The organism is Cupriavidus sp. WKF15, from assembly GCF_029278605.1.
Lineage (GTDB): Bacteria > Pseudomonadota > Gammaproteobacteria > Burkholderiales > Burkholderiaceae > Cupriavidus.
Map to the genome: position 1 here is coordinate 1,729,950 of NZ_CP119572.1, position 13,855 is coordinate 1,743,804.

The window sequence follows — 13,855 nt, forward strand, 5'->3', positions numbered from 1 at the left end:
TCGGCCGGCACACGTGGAGGGCAGTTGACCAAGGGCCGGCGGCGTTCCGCGTCGCCGCCGCAGGAGGACGGAAGCTGAGTCGAATGTGACGCAAGTCACTGCAACAGGAGCAGGACGATGAGTGCAAAGGACGTAGTGCTGTGTCATCCGGTACGGACCGCGATCGGGGCCTTCAACGGGTCGCTGAAGGGTACGCCGGCCACCGAACTGGGCGCGGCGGTAATCCGCGAAACGGTGCGGCGCGCGGGCATTGAAGAGGCAGCGATCGGCAGTGTGGTGTTCGGCAATGTGGTGCAGGCAGGCAATCGGATGAATCCGGCGCGGCAGGCCGCTATCGGCGCGGGCTTGCCGGTGTCGTTGCCGGCGATGACCGTGAATCGCGTATGCGGGTCGGGCGCGCAGGCGATCGCCACGACGGCGGACGAGGTGCGGCTTGGCTATGTCGATGTGGCAGTCGCGGGCGGCATGGAGAACATGGACCGCGCACCGTATCTGCTGGCCAGCGGCCGCTGGGGCAATCGCATGGGCGATGCCACCATGCAGGACAGCATGCTGCACGACGGCTTGCAGGACGCATTCTCTGGCCAGCATTCAGGCTGGCACACCGAAGATCTCGCGACGCGCTACGAACTGAGCCGGGACGCGCAAGATCGTTGGGCAGAGCGCTCGCAGTCATACTTTGCCCGTGCCCGGCAGCAGGGCCGTTTCGCGGCGCAGATCGCTGACATCGCACTGAAGGGCAAGCAGGGCACTGTCGCATTCAATATCGACGAGGCCAGTCGGCCGGAAACGACGCTGGAAGGACTGGCACGCCTGAAGCCCGCGTTCCGGCCCGACGGCACCATCACGGCTGGGAATGCGCCCGGCATCAACAGCGGCGCCGCTGCCGTGCTGGTGGCGGACCGTGCCTTCGCCGAACGCCACGGGCTCGCGCCCATGGCCCGGCTCGCGGCCTACGGCGTCGGGGCCGTGGAGCCGGGCCTGTTCGGGCTGGGACCAGTGCCGGCAGTGCGCCAGGCACTGCAGCGAGCCGGCTGGTCGCTGGGCGATGTCGAGCGATTCGAGATCAACGAAGCCTTCGCGGCGGTGCCGCTGGCCGTTGCCGCCGAACTTGGCCTGCCGCACGACATCATCAACGTCGACGGCGGCGCAATCGCGCACGGCCATCCCATTGGCGCGACCGGCGCGGTGCTGACCACGCGGCTGCTGTACAGCATGCAGGCGGACGGCATCCGGCGGGGCATCGTCACGTTGTGCATCGGCGGCGGGCAGGGCATCGCCCTCGCGCTGGAAATGCTGTCGTGAGGCCGCCGTCCATGAAGATACTGGTACTCGGCGCGGGCGGCATGGGTGGCTACTACGGGGCGAGGCTGATCGAGGCTGGCGCCGACGTGACGTTCCTGGTCCGTCCCGCTCGCGCGGACGCTCTCGCGCATCATGGCCTGCGCGTGCGTAGCGACCTGGGGGACTTTCGCGGTTCTGTGAAGACGGTCGTGGCCGATGATCCCGGCGCCGGCTACGACCTGGTATTGCTGGCCTGCAAAAGCTATGACATCGACGCGGCGATGGACGCCATCGCTCACAGCGTCGTGGAAGGCGGCGCCGCGGTCCTGCCGTTGCTCAATGGCCTGTCCGTCTACGACCAACTGGATCGCCGCTTCGGCCGGGACCGCGTTCTTGGCGGGGTGTCGTACATCGCGACGACCCTGGCCGCGGACGGGGCGATCTCGCATGCGGGACGCGCGGACAAGCTTCTTGTCGGTGCCCGCACGCAACAGGGGCAGACGCTGGCTGCGGAATTCCACAGGCTGATTTCGCGCACGCCTGGCATTCGGGGCCTCTCCCCCGACATCGGGCAGGAGCTATGGAACAAGTGGGTCATGATCGCCGCCGGGGCACTGATGACCTGCCTGATGCGTGGCACGGTCGGCGACATCATGAAGACGCGAGACGGCCGCAGGCTGATGGAGCAGGCCATCGACGAGTGCAACGCCGTGGCGGCGCTCTGCGGCTATCCCCTGCCACCGCGCGTGGCAGCGGAGATGCGCGACCGCTTGCTTGACGATGCCTCGACCTGGGCAGCTTCGATGATGCGCGACATCGCACGAAACGCGGGCCAGATCGAGGCCGATGCCATCGTCGGCGATCTTCTGGCGCGCGCCGCAACTGTTGGCCGAGACTTGCCGCTGAGCCGCATCGCTTACTGTCACCTGCAGGTCTATCAGGGCCAGCATGGCTGAGCAGGGCGCTCCACAAGTCGCATGGATTGCGCTGCCGCCTTGCGCTGCGCCGTCGCCGGGTATCCAGATACCGCCGATTCGATCGACCATACCAAAGGTTGATTGATATATCTGACGCCTTGCGCGAATACTCGACCAAAACCAGCTCATGAGGCAGGACCGCTCCGGCGGAGGTTGCGCGCTCGGACCAGGCGTCTGACGGAGCGAACCGGATCCATTCGTTCAAATAATTTGATGGATGCGTCCGTGGATCGATCGCCTCAGGCAAAGCGGCCTCCGCTATCGTTCCGGTTATGGCAGCCATTGCCAAATAGACGTCGCAGAGAATATTCAGCGAAATTGAATGCCCGGGCGGCGCCCCCGGCTTGCGACCAGCTCGCAGTCCCAGTCCCCAAAACGAACAGGAGAACTTCCATGTCCAAACTACCGTTGCTCGAACCTGCCGATTGCGCACTGATCCTCGTCGATGAACAGGCAGGCCTTGCGTTCGCTGCGGGTTCCCAGGACCCGCAGATTCTGCGCAGTAACGGTCTTGCGGTCGCCAAGACAGCGGTTACCTTTGGGCTGCCGGTCGTGGTCTCCACTTCGGCCTCCAAGGTGTACAGCGGCCCATTGATGCCGGCGTTCCGTGAAGTGCTGACAGACGTCACGCCAATCGAACGCCGCAACATGAACCTTTGGGAAGACGATGCGGTGCGCAACGCGATTACGGCGACCGGAAAGCGTACGCTGATCATCGCTGGCATGTTGACGGAGGCTTGTGTAAGCTTCCCGGTCCTCTCGGCGCTGTCCGAGGGCTATCAGGTGCACGTCGTTGCCGATGCTTGTGGCGGACTGACACCGGCGAGCCATGACCTCGCGTTGCGGCGGATGGCCGCCGCTGGCGCGGTCATGACCTCCTGGATTCAGCTCCTGCTCGAATTCCAGAGGGACTGGACCCGCCATGACACCTATGAGAAGGCACGCTCGATCGTGGTGGAGCACGGTGGCGGGTATGGCACGGGCCTCGCGTATGCGCGTGACATGATCAAACCGGCGTGAGCGTCATTGCCGCAGACACCTAATGCTGTTCGGAGGATGCAAACGACATGGCAGCCATCAGCGATTCGCAGCTTCACGATAACCCGGCTACGAGCTTGTGGGCGCAATGCCGCACGGCCGTACTGCTCACCATCGTGGGTGGCGCCATCGACACCATCGGCTTCATCGCATTGCTCGGCTTCTTTACCGCCCATGTGACTGGCAACCTGGTGCTGGCGGGCGCCGCGTTCGTGAAAGGAGGCGCGGGCCTGTGGGTGAAACTCGGGGCCATTCCGCTATTTATCGTCACGGTCATGCTTGCCAAGATGTGGATTGACCGCTGCAGCCAGTCCCACAAGACACTGGGCTGGCTGTTCGTGGCGGAGGCTGTGTTCCTGTCGGGCTTCATGCTGGCGGGCCTGTATTTCGATCCGCTTCTCGATCCCGGTGCGGGCGAACTGGCGCTGACCGGCGGCCTGGGCCTGATGGCCCTGGCAATCCGCAATACAGCGAGCAAGACGCTGATCAAGCACATCAGCCCCAGCACCATGATGACAGGGAATACCACGCAGCTCGGCATCGACCTGTCCAATTTCGTACGCACGCTCAGCCGGGAGCACGGGATGGCCGTGCTGAAAAGCGGCAGCATCGTCGCCGGCTTTGTTGCAGGCGCGTTTCTTGGCGCCGTGCTTTACATGCGCATCGGATTCTGGAGCGTATTGCCTTTCATGATGGTGACTCTATATCTGGCCAGTCTCTCCTTCCGCAAGCAATTCATCTGAGGGGGCCATGACCATCAACAGAAGTCGACTGGAATCGTTCAGTGACGGGGTCATTTCTGTGAGCCTGACGCTGATGCTCTATCAGATTCAGCTTCCCGCTGAATTCAACTGGGGTGGCGTACGAGCGGAGGCACGTCACTTCTTCGGATATGTGCTCAGCTTTGTTTACGTCGGGATTTACTGGAACAATCACCATCACATGTTCCAGATGGTGCGAAGCATCAATGGAAAGATCATGTGGGCAAATCTCAACCTGCTGTTCTGGCTGACGATGATTCCCATCACCACCACCTGGATCGGAAAGTCAGAGTTCTCGAAGGTTCCAACTGCGCTGTATGCCTCTGTACTGTTCATGTGTGCCACATCCTATTGGATATTGCAGCGTGTCATCATGGCATCGCAGGGAAAGGGTTCCTCGCTCGCAGGTGCGATTGGCAAGGATCTGAAGGGGAGGGTATCTCTTGTCGTGTACGCGCTGGCAATCCTGGTAAGTTTCTACAGCAGTATCGCAGCAACATTGATTCTGATTGCGATGGCGGCATTCTGGTTTCTTCCCGACTCGCGCATCGAAAGGTATCTCCTGGGGCAGGAAGGCAAGGATTCATAGCCCACCGGCCTGATGGAAGCGGTCCTTGCGTTGTTACCTTACGGCGCGCCCGCCCGCATGGCGCGCAGGGCCGCTGGTGCGCCGTGCAGGAACATGTCGACCTGCCGGCGGATCACGGCTTCCATGTCGGCCGGCACCTTGAGCCCGTAGATCCATTTGCGCACGCCGATATAGAAGATGGCTGCGTGCAGGCTCCAGATCATCTCGATCTCGGCCTCGGTCTGCGCCGCATCGCGGGGTGCGGGAATACCGAATTCTTCCCTGACCTCGGCCAGCACGGGCAGGAACACCTTGCTGCGCAGTTTGCTCAGGTACTTCTTGTTGATGCCTTCGTGGGTCAGCCCGGCAAAGATGAACAGGCGGATCCATTCTTCACGGAGGATCACCGATGAATAGTCGAGGTAAAACGCGTAGAGCCGTTCCGTCAGGGGCATGGAGCGGTCCGAAATCTGGCGCTCCCAGTCCGCGCGCCACTGGAAGACCTCGTTGTAGACGCGCTCGATGAGCGCGTCCTTGCTCTCGAAATAGCGATAGAGCAAGGGCTGCGTGACGCCGATCTGCCGGGCCAGTTCGCGGGTGCTGCCGCCGAAGCCATTGCGGGTGAAGTGCTCGATGGCCTTTTCGACGATCTGCTGCTCGCGCTCCTCGGGCAGCAGGCGCCGGGTGCCCTTGACGGCGGCGTCTTCCGCAGCCGGTGCGTTGCCTGTCTCCATGACGTTCTCTCTCTCTCGCGATGACGATGCGGATGATGTCCGGATTCTACCAATCGCCCGATTAGTGAGAAGACGGGCGCGCGCAGGCACCTGCGCACGCCCGTTGCATGGCCCGGAACGATCCGGAGCTGCGGCTAGCTGGCAGGCTTGCTTTCGATGCCCAGTTCGCAGGCGACGCGCTGGTTCTGGTAGGCGGCGCGTTCCCATGCGCCGCGTGGCGAGCGGTCGGTCACGGAGAACACATAGATGCCCACGAACGCCGCCAGCATGGAGAATAACGCCGGGTACTCGTACGGATACACCGCCGACGCATGTCCCAGTACCTGCACCCAGACGGTGGGGCTCAGGATCGTCAGCACGACAGCGGTCACGAGCCCCGTCATCCCGCCAAGCACGGCGCCGCGCGTAGTCAGTCCGCGCCAGTAGATCGACAGCAGCAGCACGGGAAAGTTGGAGCTTGCGGCGATCGAGAAGGTCAGGCTGACGATGAAGGCAATGGTCTGCTTCTCGAACAGGATGCCGAGCAGGATCGAGAGCACGCCCAGCACCAGCGTGGTCAGGCGCGAAACCCGCATTTCGTCCTTGTCGGACGCGTGGCCCTGGCGGATCACGGTGGCATACAGGTCATGCGAGATCGCCGAGGACCCGGCCAGCGTCAGCCCTGCCACCACGGCAAGGATGGTCGAGAACGCCACGGCGCAAATGAAGCCGAGGAACACGTTGCCGCCGACAGCATGCGCAAGGTGCACGGCCACCATGTTGACCCCGCCGATCACCGCGCCCGCGCCGCTGTGGTAGAGCGGGTCCGGCGCCACCAGCGCGATCGTGCCGAAGCCGATCACGATGATCATGGCGTAGCCCGCGCCGACGATGCCCGTCGCATAGAGCACGCTCTTGCGCGCCGCCTTGACGTCGGCCACGGTGAAGAAGCGCATCAGGATGTGCGGCAGGCCCGCGGTGCCGAAGATCAGCGCCAGGCCCAGCGACACGGCCGAGACCGGGTCGGAGACGAGCCCGCCGGGGCGCATGATCGCGTCGTGCTTGCCGTGCGCGGCAATGGCGTGCTCGAACAGGGTGTCCAGGCTGAAGCCGAAATGGCTCAGGACCATGAACGCCATGAACGCGCATCCGGCCAGCAGCATGACCGCCTTGATGATCTGGATCCACGTGGTGGCCAGCATGCCGCCGAAGAACACGTAGACCACCATCAGGACGCCGACCAGCACCACCGCGGAGGTGTAGTTGAAGCCGAACAGCAGTTCGACCAGCTTGCCGGCGCCGACCATCTGCGAAACCAGGTACAGCAGCACGATCACGATCGAGCTCGAGGCCGAGAATCCGCGGATCGGGCGCTGCCTGAGGCGGTAGGACAGCACGTCGGCGAGCGTGTAGCGGCCGAGGTTGCGCAGCGGCTCGGCGATCAGGAACAGGATGATCGGCCAGCTCGCCAGGAAGCCGATCGAATAGATCAGGCCGTCGTAGCCGCTGGTGAAGACCAGTGCCGAGATCCCCAGCAGCGACGCCGCCGACATGTAGTCCCCGGCGATCGCCCAGCCATTCTGCATGGCGGTGATCTTGCCGCCGGCCGCGTAGTGGTCCGCCACGCTGTGGTTGCGCCGGGCCGCCCAGCGCGTCACCGCGAGCGTGGCGGCGACGAACACCACGAACAGCGCAATAGCGATCAGGTTCAGGCCCTGGCCGACGGGCGGCGTGGCGGCCCAGGCCGGGGTGGCCGCCAGCAGCGGGACAACCGTGGTCAGTGCGCGTTTCATGGCTGTTCTCCGTTGCGGATGTCCGCGATCATCCTGTCGTAGACGGTGTTGCTGCGATACACGTAGACGGCCACCAGCGTAAAGGTGAACGCGAACATGCCGAAGCCGATGGGGATGCCGACGCTCATCGGCCGGCCCGGCGTCAGTGGCAGGGCGAGCAGGTCCGGCCGGAAGGCCAGCGTCAGGATGAAACCGAAATAGACCAGCAGCATGGCGGCCGTGAGCGACCATGAGAAGCGCCGGCGCATGCGGTGCAGGCGTTCGAAGGCGGGCTCGCTCAGCATCGGGTGCGGGACGACTGGCGTCTCGGACCCGGCGAGGCCGGGGCCGGCCGCGAAGGGGGCAGAGGTGGGGGCAGCTTGGGGCATGAGGTTGTCTCCGAATGGTTGTTGTTCCGGGCCGCGCTCAGAACCGGCGGGACACGGCGGTCTCGCGCATCACGGCTTCCGGCGTGCGATAGCGCTCGGCCATCTCGCGGTCCTGCTCGCTCCGGAGTTGCGCCTGCATATACGCGCCAAGATGGCGCGCATGCTCGACGACGGCCTGTCCGACCTGGACGCGTTCGGCGCTGTACGCTTCGAGCGCCGCTTCGGCCGACGCATGGCCGGCAAGGGCGCGCACCAGCGCCATGGCATCGCCCGCTGCCTTGGTCACGCCCATGCCGCAATGCGGGCGCGCCACGAAGGCGGCGTCGCCCAGCAGCGCGATCCGGCCAAACGCCATTCGCGGCACGGTCAGGTCGTAGATCGGCTGGAACAGTGGCTGGGAGGTTTTCGCGACCACTTCAGCAAACTGCGGCGCCAGCAGTTCGGTGGCGGCGCGTTCCATGTCGGCGAGCACGTCCGGACGGATCAGTCCCGGCGGGATGCCGTTGGCCCAGAGCTTGCCCGTGGCGTCGGTCAGCAGGTCCTGAAGTTCATCGTCCTCGCGCGTGGCGCGATACCAGACGAAGTTGTAGCGGCGTTGTCCCGGCTCCGTGCTGTTGCCGTCGCCGGCCACGGGGTAGCCGAGGATCTGCTCATGCGGAGGCAGGCAGAACGCGAACTTGCCGAAGATCGCGGCATGCGTGGCCGGCGAGAGCTGCGTTTCGTCGACCAGGCCGCGCCAGGCGATGTATCCCGCGTACTCGAGGCCCGCCGCCGGCAACATCTGTTCGCGCACGCCGGAGCGGAAGCCGTCGGCCGCGACGACGACGTCGGCGCGGTGCGTGGAACCGTCCTGGAGCGTGACCAGCGCGTGGTCGGCACGCGAATCGACCGCCGTCACCATCGCGCCGGTACGGTAGGCGCCCCGGAATGCCTTGCCCAGCACGTCGTACATCTTGCCCCATGCGGTCAGCGTCTGCGGCATCTCGCGCTCGGACACGACAGCGCCGTCGCGCGAGAGCGTCATGCGGGCATTGACGCGCACGCCGATGCTGTCGTCGACCGCCACGCCGGCAGCGGCCAGCGCGTCGAACAGTTCCGGATGGGTGACGATGCCGGCGCCACGGCCGCTCAGGGCCTCGGGCGTGCGTTCGAAGATCTCAACGTCCCACCTGCTGCGCTCGAGCATGTTGGCGGCAAACAGCCCGCCGAGCGAGCCGCCGACGATGATCGCTTTTGGTTTCTGGTGCAGTACGGTGTTCATGCCATCCCTCCGGTTCTTGCTTGCGCCGCATTTGGCAGTTCCAGGCCGGCCGCTTCGGCAGCCGGGTAGTTCAGTTCGATCGTCACGCCAGACGGGTCTTCAATGAAGACCTGGTGCAGGCCGAGGCCCGGCACCGTACGGTCGCGCCAGGGGATGCCTGCGGCGCGCAATGTTGCCCACATCTGCTGCACGCCGGTGGCCAGGAACGCGATGTGGTCCAGCGTGCCGGTGCCCGTCGCGGGCAGCGACTTGTCGCCGAGATAGGCGGACAGTCCCGCGGCGTTGTCCGGATCCACGCCAATGAGGTGGACGGTGCCGTAGTCGCGCTCGTCGTCGCCCATATAGAGCCAGGCGCCGGGAAAGTTGAACGGCGGACGGTAGCCACGGCGAAAACCGAGGATGCGTTCATAGAATGCACAGGACCGTTCGAGGTCCGTGGTGCGGATGGAAAAATGTGCCAGCTTGGTGAGTGCCATCGCTGCCTCCTTAAATTATCAATCGATCAGTGATCGTGTGATAAATAATAGGGCGGATCGCCCAGCGGGCAAAGGGCGGAGAAGCTGGTGTTAACCCTGATCCAGGAAGGTGGCTGGCGATGGCGCGTGGCGAATCGGCGACAGCGCCGGCAAGGCCTTGTTGCTGGCCGGGCGAGGCAATGCGCGCCAAGGCGTGGCATCATCGCCCGACATGCCATCGTGCCGTCGCAGGTCATTGCCGAACGGCAACCCGACGATGGGACCGCGTTCTACATGCTGGCGCGCGACGCATCGGCAGGACCCGGCGCCCCAAGCACGGATCGATCAACCAGTCCCAAGGCAAAAATGGACAAGCTGCTTGCACTGAAGATGTTCGTGGAAACAGTGGACGCGAAGGGTTTTTCCGCCGCGGGGCGCCGCCTGAACCTGGCCACATCGTCAGTTACGCGCGCGCTGGACGGGCTTGAGGCGTCGCTCGGGGCGGTGCTCCTGAACCGCTCCACACGGCTCATTACCGTCACGGAGGCAGGCGCCGCCTACTATCAGCGGGCCCGCAGGATCCTGGACGCGGTCGAGGAGGCCGACGCGCTGATCGCGGATCGGGGCGAGGAGCCGGTAGGGCAACTGCGCGTGTCGTTGCCGGTGGCGTTCGGCCGGCGGTGCATCGCGCCCTATCTGGGCGATTGGCTGGCGAAGTATCCGCAGCTCGAGGTCGAAGTGACGCTGACCGACGATATCGTCGACCTGTTGGGCGAGCGCATCGATCTTTCCGTGCGGCTGGGCAGCCCGGCATCCTATGACAACGTCGTCGCGCGGGAAATCGGGCGCTTTCGCCGCCATGTCGTTGCCAGCCCGGACTATCTGCAAGGCCACGGCAGTCCCGCTGATCCGGTCGACCTGGTCAATCACCGCTGCCTTCGGTTCAGCTATGGCGCGCGCGATCAGGTCTGGACCTTCCGGCAGGACGACAGCGAGACCAAGGTGCCGGTCAGCGGCCACTTCCGCAGCAACAACGCCGAGGTCCTGCGCGACGTCGCGCTGGCCGGCGCAGGGATCGGCCTGCTGCCCGACTGGCTGGTCGACCACGACATCGCTAGCGGTCAGCTGACGGCGTTGTTCGACGACTGGTCCGTCAATCCGGACCAGGCAAGCTCGGCGATTTCAGCGCTGTATCTGCCGACCCAGCGCGGCTCACGCAGAATCGGCGCATTCCTGGAGTTCCTGGCCGCGCTGCCCGGGCCGACCCGCCGCCGGGACTGACGCATGCTGCCGCGCAGGCGCGTACGCGGGAGCGGGGCGCCGCGCCGCGCCGCGTTCAGGCCGACGGCGCTTTTCCGGCGAACGCGTCTTCCAGCAGCTGGCGGATCCCCTCGCGTTCGAGCGGGCGCGGATTCGGATACTGGTCGCGCAGCGCCAGCTCGCAGGCTTGATCGAGGTCGGCCGACGACAGTCCCAGTTCGCGCAGCGATGTGGGCGCACCGAGCTTCGCCGCCAGTTCGAACACGGCGAGCGGGCCGCTGCCATGCGCGGCACCGAGTGCCTGTGCAATGGCGGCCATTGCCTCCGGCGCGGCAGGCGCGTTGTACGCCAGCGCATGAGGAAGCACCACCGTGTGGACCTCGGCATGCGGCAGGTTGAAGGTCCCGCCCAGTGTGTGACAGAGCTTGTGATGCAGGCCGGCCGTCACGCTGCCGAGCACGGCGCCGCACAGCCAGGCGCCGTAGAGCGCGTCGCTGCGGGCTTCGCGCAACGCCTCGTCAGCGTGCTGCTCCGCTGCGGCAATGACCGGCAGTGCCCGGCCGAATGCTGCAATGCCTTCGCGTGACATCCACTGGCTCACGGGGTTGCGGTCGGAGGCATAGAGCCCCTCGGCCGCATGGGCGATGGCATTGATGCCACTGGTCACGCTGATCGGGACCGGCAGGCCCAGCGAGAGGTCCGGATCGTAGAGGATGGTTCGTGGCAGCACGCGCGGGTCGCGCCCCGTGCGCTTCAGGCCGGCATCGGTCAGCCCATAGATCGGTGTCATTTCCGACCCGGCGTAGGTCGTCGGCACGGCGATGACCGGCAGTTCCGACTCCAGTGCGATGGCCTTCGCCAGCCCGATGGTCGAGCCGCCGCCAATGGCGACAGCGCAGTCGGCACCAAGCCGTGCGGCGTGCTCGCGCGCCAGGCGCGCCTGCTCGATCGGTACGTGCATCACGGCGCCGTCGAAAATCCCGGCGCTGCGCGTGCCCAGCACCGCGGCCGCGCGTTCGGCAAGCTTGCGCTGGCCGGGCGTGCACAGCACCAGCGCGCTGCGCGCGCCGAGGGCATCGGCTTCCTCGCCAAGCCGCGCCAGGCTGCCGGGGCCGAAGACGACGCGTTGCGGACGGGTCTGGTAGGCGAAAGGAACCATCGCGAAATGCCTGTCAGGAAGTTGGTAAAGGGTTTAGGCCAGCAGCGCGCGCTCAGTCGACGGCAATGTTGCGTGCCTTGATCAGCCGGCCCCAGCGCGCCGATTCGTCCTGGATCAGCTTGTTGGTCTGCTGTGCATCGCCGGCCACCACGTCGAAGCCGCCGTCGGTCAGCAGTTTCGCGATCGCCGGATCGCGCAGCGTCGACGTCATGGCGGAGGTCAGTTTGCCCAGCACTTCCGGCGGGGTCCTGGCCGGCGCGATCATCGCGACCCACGAATAGGCCTCGAAGCCCTTGTAGGACTCGGCTACCGCGGGGACAGCCGGCAGCCTCGCATCACGCTGGCGCGAGGTCACGGCCAGCGCGCGCAGCTTGCCCGACTGGACGTAGGGCAGCACCAGCGGCAGGCTCGCGATCATCGAGTCGACGTGGCCGCCGAGCAGGTCGTTGATGGCCGGGCCGCCCCCCTTGTAGGGCGTATGGATGCCACTGGTGCCCGCGGCCTCGTGAAAGGCCTCGGCCACGAGCTGGTTCGAGCTGCCGTTGCCCACTGACGCGTAGGACACCTTGTTCGGCACGCGTGCCGCCGTCACGTAGTCCTGCACGGTCTTGTAGGGCGAGGCGGCGGGTACGACCAGCACCATCGGCGAGCGCACCATGTAGGAGACGCCGGTCAGGTCACGATGCGAGGCATAGGGCAGCTTCGGGTAGAAATGCGGCTCGGTGGCAAAGCCGTCGAACACCATGCCGACGGTGTAGCCGTCCGGCGCGCTGCGCGCGATCTGCCCCGTGCCGATGGTGCCGCCCGCGCCCGCGCGGTTGTCGATCACCACCGTCTGCGCCAGCCGCTTGCGCAGGCCCTCCTGGACCTGCCGCGCGACCTTGTCGACGGTGCCGCCGGCGGCATAGGGGACGACGATCGTGACCGGCTTGGCGGGCCACGTGTCAGCCCGGGCGAAGCCCGGTGCCAGCGCGCAGGCAAGCGTCAGCACCAGCGCGGCGGATGCTTGCGCGCGCGCTCGCACCGAATGGAAAAGGAAGGGCAGGGTGGTAGTCATCGTGGATCTTGTCTCCATGGTCGGCACGTTCCGATCGTTCGCGTCGCTTGCGCAAATCCAATCACGTGATGCTTCTGCTTTGCATTTTGTGCAAAAAACTTGTAGCGTAGCTCGTCGTCCCGATACTATGCCCTGGTCACTTCAACGGGAAGCCTTTGCTTCCGCGCAATGCCTTTGCGGGAAATGCACAAATGGAATTTGTCCGTTTTGCCGAGAACCTGGCCACCTTCGTCGACGTGGCGCGCGCCGGCAGCTTTTCGGCAGTCGCCAGGCGCAAGGGACAGGTGGCGTCGTCGGTCGCGCGCCAGATCGATGCGCTCGAGCGTGAAATGGGCGTGGCGCTGTTCACGCGTTCCACACGTGCGCTCGTGCGCACCGAGGCCGGGGACCTGCTGTTCGAGCGCGCGGCGCGCATCCTGCAGGAGTTGAACGACACGCGCGACGCCGTGACGGCGCTGGAACAGGGCGTCAGCGGCAGGCTGCGGGTTGCCTGCCTGCCCGCTTTCGCGCGACGCCATGTGGTGCCGCATCTTGGCAGCCTTTATGCGCAGTATCCGGGGCTGACCGTGGAACTGGAGCTGACCGAGCGCATCGTGGATCCGGTGCTGGAGCGCTTCGACGTGGTCATCCGCGTCGGACAGCAGGCCGACAGCAGCCTGATTGCCCGGCGCATCGCCAGCCAGCGCTACATCGTTTGTGCAACGCCGGCCTATCTCCAGGCGCACGGCCGCCCCTTGCATGCCGAAGAGCTCGCGCACCACCGCCTGATCGACCGCGCCCACAGCACCAGCATGCGCGGCTGGCGCGAAGTGCTCCGGCCGGCCCACGCCGCCAGCGCCGCGTTCGCGATGGAGTGTGATGATTGCGATGCGCGCCGGTTGTCGGTGTTGCAGGGGCTCGGTATTGCGCTGATGCCGGACTGGTCGGTTGGCGAGGATATCGGCGCCGGCCGCCTGGTGGAACTGCTGCTGGAGGGCGTGCTGCCGCAGGCGCAGGGCGGCATCCATCTGGTGCGGGCCGCGCCGCGAGCGCCGGCCAAGCTGAAGGCATTTTCCGCGCACCTGCTCCAGAGCATCGGCTCCCCGCCTCGCTGGCAGGTTGCGATGACGCGCGCCGGTGGTCCCGCCGGGCGCGACGCCGCCTGAGATGTCATCGCCGGGC

Annotated in this window: 14 protein-coding genes; 7 read left to right on the top strand and 7 right to left on the bottom strand. The window is 65.7% G+C overall.

Annotated elements, in window-relative coordinates:
* Nucleotides 1-117: 117 nt before the first annotated feature.
* The 5 genes from CupriaWKF_RS08110 to CupriaWKF_RS08130 all read left to right on the top strand — a co-directional run bounded on the left by CupriaWKF_RS08110 (nt 118) and on the right by CupriaWKF_RS08130 (nt 4,649).
* Nucleotides 118-1,305, top strand: coding sequence for a thiolase family protein (locus tag CupriaWKF_RS08110; protein WP_276100480.1), 1,188 nt, complete (start codon nt 118-120; stop codon nt 1,303-1,305).
* Between the two features lie 11 nt (nt 1,306-1,316).
* A complete protein-coding gene (locus CupriaWKF_RS08115; protein WP_276100481.1) occupies nt 1,317-2,240 on the top strand; it encodes a 2-dehydropantoate 2-reductase in 924 nt (307 codons plus the stop codon).
* 414 nt (nt 2,241-2,654) lie between these two features.
* Nucleotides 2,655-3,281: a hydrolase gene (locus CupriaWKF_RS08120; protein WP_276100482.1), complete on the top strand. Its 627-nt coding sequence runs from the start codon at nt 2,655-2,657 to the stop codon at nt 3,279-3,281.
* Nucleotides 3,282-3,328: 47 nt separating this feature from the next.
* The gene (locus CupriaWKF_RS08125) at nt 3,329-4,042 is read left to right on the top strand and encodes a YoaK family protein (RefSeq protein WP_276100483.1); all 714 of its coding nucleotides are present in this window, start codon (nt 3,329-3,331) and stop codon (nt 4,040-4,042) included.
* A 7-nt stretch (nt 4,043-4,049) separates the two neighbouring features.
* Nucleotides 4,050-4,649: a TMEM175 family protein gene (locus CupriaWKF_RS08130; RefSeq protein WP_276100484.1), complete on the top strand. Its 600-nt coding sequence runs from the start codon at nt 4,050-4,052 to the stop codon at nt 4,647-4,649.
* A 38-nt stretch (nt 4,650-4,687) separates the two neighbouring features.
* Here the strand turns inward: CupriaWKF_RS08130 and CupriaWKF_RS08135 are convergent, their stop codons facing one another.
* The 5 genes from CupriaWKF_RS08135 to CupriaWKF_RS08155 all read right to left on the bottom strand — a co-directional run bounded on the left by CupriaWKF_RS08135 (nt 4,688) and on the right by CupriaWKF_RS08155 (nt 9,239).
* On the bottom strand, nt 4,688-5,362 hold the full coding sequence (locus CupriaWKF_RS08135; protein WP_276100485.1) for a TetR/AcrR family transcriptional regulator: 675 nt from the start codon (nt 5,360-5,362) through the stop codon (nt 4,688-4,690).
* Nucleotides 5,363-5,496: 134 nt separating this feature from the next.
* Complete coding sequence (actP, locus tag CupriaWKF_RS08140) at nt 5,497-7,134, bottom strand: cation/acetate symporter ActP (protein WP_276100486.1); 1,638 nt, start codon at nt 7,132-7,134, stop codon at nt 5,497-5,499.
* Complete coding sequence (locus CupriaWKF_RS08145; protein ID WP_276100487.1) at nt 7,131-7,502, bottom strand: DUF485 domain-containing protein; 372 nt, start codon at nt 7,500-7,502, stop codon at nt 7,131-7,133. The genes actP and CupriaWKF_RS08145 overlap by 4 nt, the downstream gene beginning before the upstream one ends.
* A 37-nt stretch (nt 7,503-7,539) precedes the next feature.
* The gene (locus tag CupriaWKF_RS08150) at nt 7,540-8,763 is read right to left on the bottom strand and encodes an FAD binding domain-containing protein (protein WP_276100488.1); all 1,224 of its coding nucleotides are present in this window, start codon (nt 8,761-8,763) and stop codon (nt 7,540-7,542) included.
* The gene (locus CupriaWKF_RS08155) at nt 8,760-9,239 is read right to left on the bottom strand and encodes a VOC family protein (protein ID WP_276100489.1); all 480 of its coding nucleotides are present in this window, start codon (nt 9,237-9,239) and stop codon (nt 8,760-8,762) included. Before CupriaWKF_RS08155 ends, CupriaWKF_RS08150 begins: the two co-directional genes overlap by 4 nt.
* 345 nt (nt 9,240-9,584) lie before the next feature.
* On the opposite strand from CupriaWKF_RS08155, the gene CupriaWKF_RS08160 reads away from it, so the two are divergent.
* Entirely contained in the window at nt 9,585-10,499 is a 915-nt protein-coding gene (locus CupriaWKF_RS08160; RefSeq protein ID WP_276100718.1) for a LysR family transcriptional regulator, read from the top strand.
* Between the two features lie 55 nt (nt 10,500-10,554).
* Here the strand turns inward: CupriaWKF_RS08160 and CupriaWKF_RS08165 are convergent, their stop codons facing one another.
* Together CupriaWKF_RS08165 and CupriaWKF_RS08170 are read right to left on the bottom strand one after the other, a co-directional pair.
* Nucleotides 10,555-11,637 carry a maleylacetate reductase gene (locus CupriaWKF_RS08165; protein WP_276100490.1) on the bottom strand — a complete coding sequence of 361 codons (1,083 nt, stop codon included), beginning with the start codon at nt 11,635-11,637 and terminating at the stop codon, nt 10,555-10,557.
* Between the two features lie 52 nt (nt 11,638-11,689).
* The gene (locus CupriaWKF_RS08170) at nt 11,690-12,694 is read right to left on the bottom strand and encodes a tripartite tricarboxylate transporter substrate-binding protein (protein ID WP_276100492.1); all 1,005 of its coding nucleotides are present in this window, start codon (nt 12,692-12,694) and stop codon (nt 11,690-11,692) included.
* Between the two features lie 191 nt (nt 12,695-12,885).
* On the opposite strand from CupriaWKF_RS08170, the gene CupriaWKF_RS08175 reads away from it, so the two are divergent.
* The gene (locus CupriaWKF_RS08175) at nt 12,886-13,839 is read left to right on the top strand and encodes a LysR family transcriptional regulator (protein ID WP_276100493.1); all 954 of its coding nucleotides are present in this window, start codon (nt 12,886-12,888) and stop codon (nt 13,837-13,839) included.
* The last annotated feature ends 16 nt before the right edge of the window (nt 13,840-13,855 follow it).

Coding starts and splice junctions, on each gene's coding strand:
- CupriaWKF_RS08110 (WP_276100480.1), top strand. CDS start 118: ATGAGTGCAAAGGACGTAGTGCTGTGTCATCCGGTACGGACCGCGATC.
- CupriaWKF_RS08115 (WP_276100481.1), top strand. CDS start 1,317: ATGAAGATACTGGTACTCGGCGCGGGCGGCATGGGTGGCTACTACGGG.
- CupriaWKF_RS08120 (WP_276100482.1), top strand. CDS start 2,655: ATGTCCAAACTACCGTTGCTCGAACCTGCCGATTGCGCACTGATCCTC.
- CupriaWKF_RS08125 (WP_276100483.1), top strand. CDS start 3,329: ATGGCAGCCATCAGCGATTCGCAGCTTCACGATAACCCGGCTACGAGC.
- CupriaWKF_RS08130 (WP_276100484.1), top strand. CDS start 4,050: ATGACCATCAACAGAAGTCGACTGGAATCGTTCAGTGACGGGGTCATT.
- CupriaWKF_RS08135 (WP_276100485.1), bottom strand. CDS start 5,362: ATGGAGACAGGCAACGCACCGGCTGCGGAAGACGCCGCCGTCAAGGGC.
- actP (WP_276100486.1), bottom strand. CDS start 7,134: ATGAAACGCGCACTGACCACGGTTGTCCCGCTGCTGGCGGCCACCCCG.
- CupriaWKF_RS08145 (WP_276100487.1), bottom strand. CDS start 7,502: ATGCCCCAAGCTGCCCCCACCTCTGCCCCCTTCGCGGCCGGCCCCGGC.
- CupriaWKF_RS08150 (WP_276100488.1), bottom strand. CDS start 8,763: ATGAACACCGTACTGCACCAGAAACCAAAAGCGATCATCGTCGGCGGC.
- CupriaWKF_RS08155 (WP_276100489.1), bottom strand. CDS start 9,239: ATGGCACTCACCAAGCTGGCACATTTTTCCATCCGCACCACGGACCTC.
- CupriaWKF_RS08160 (WP_276100718.1), top strand. CDS start 9,585: ATGGACAAGCTGCTTGCACTGAAGATGTTCGTGGAAACAGTGGACGCG.
- CupriaWKF_RS08165 (WP_276100490.1), bottom strand. CDS start 11,637: ATGGTTCCTTTCGCCTACCAGACCCGTCCGCAACGCGTCGTCTTCGGC.
- CupriaWKF_RS08170 (WP_276100492.1), bottom strand. CDS start 12,694: ATGACTACCACCCTGCCCTTCCTTTTCCATTCGGTGCGAGCGCGCGCG.
- CupriaWKF_RS08175 (WP_276100493.1), top strand. CDS start 12,886: ATGGAATTTGTCCGTTTTGCCGAGAACCTGGCCACCTTCGTCGACGTG.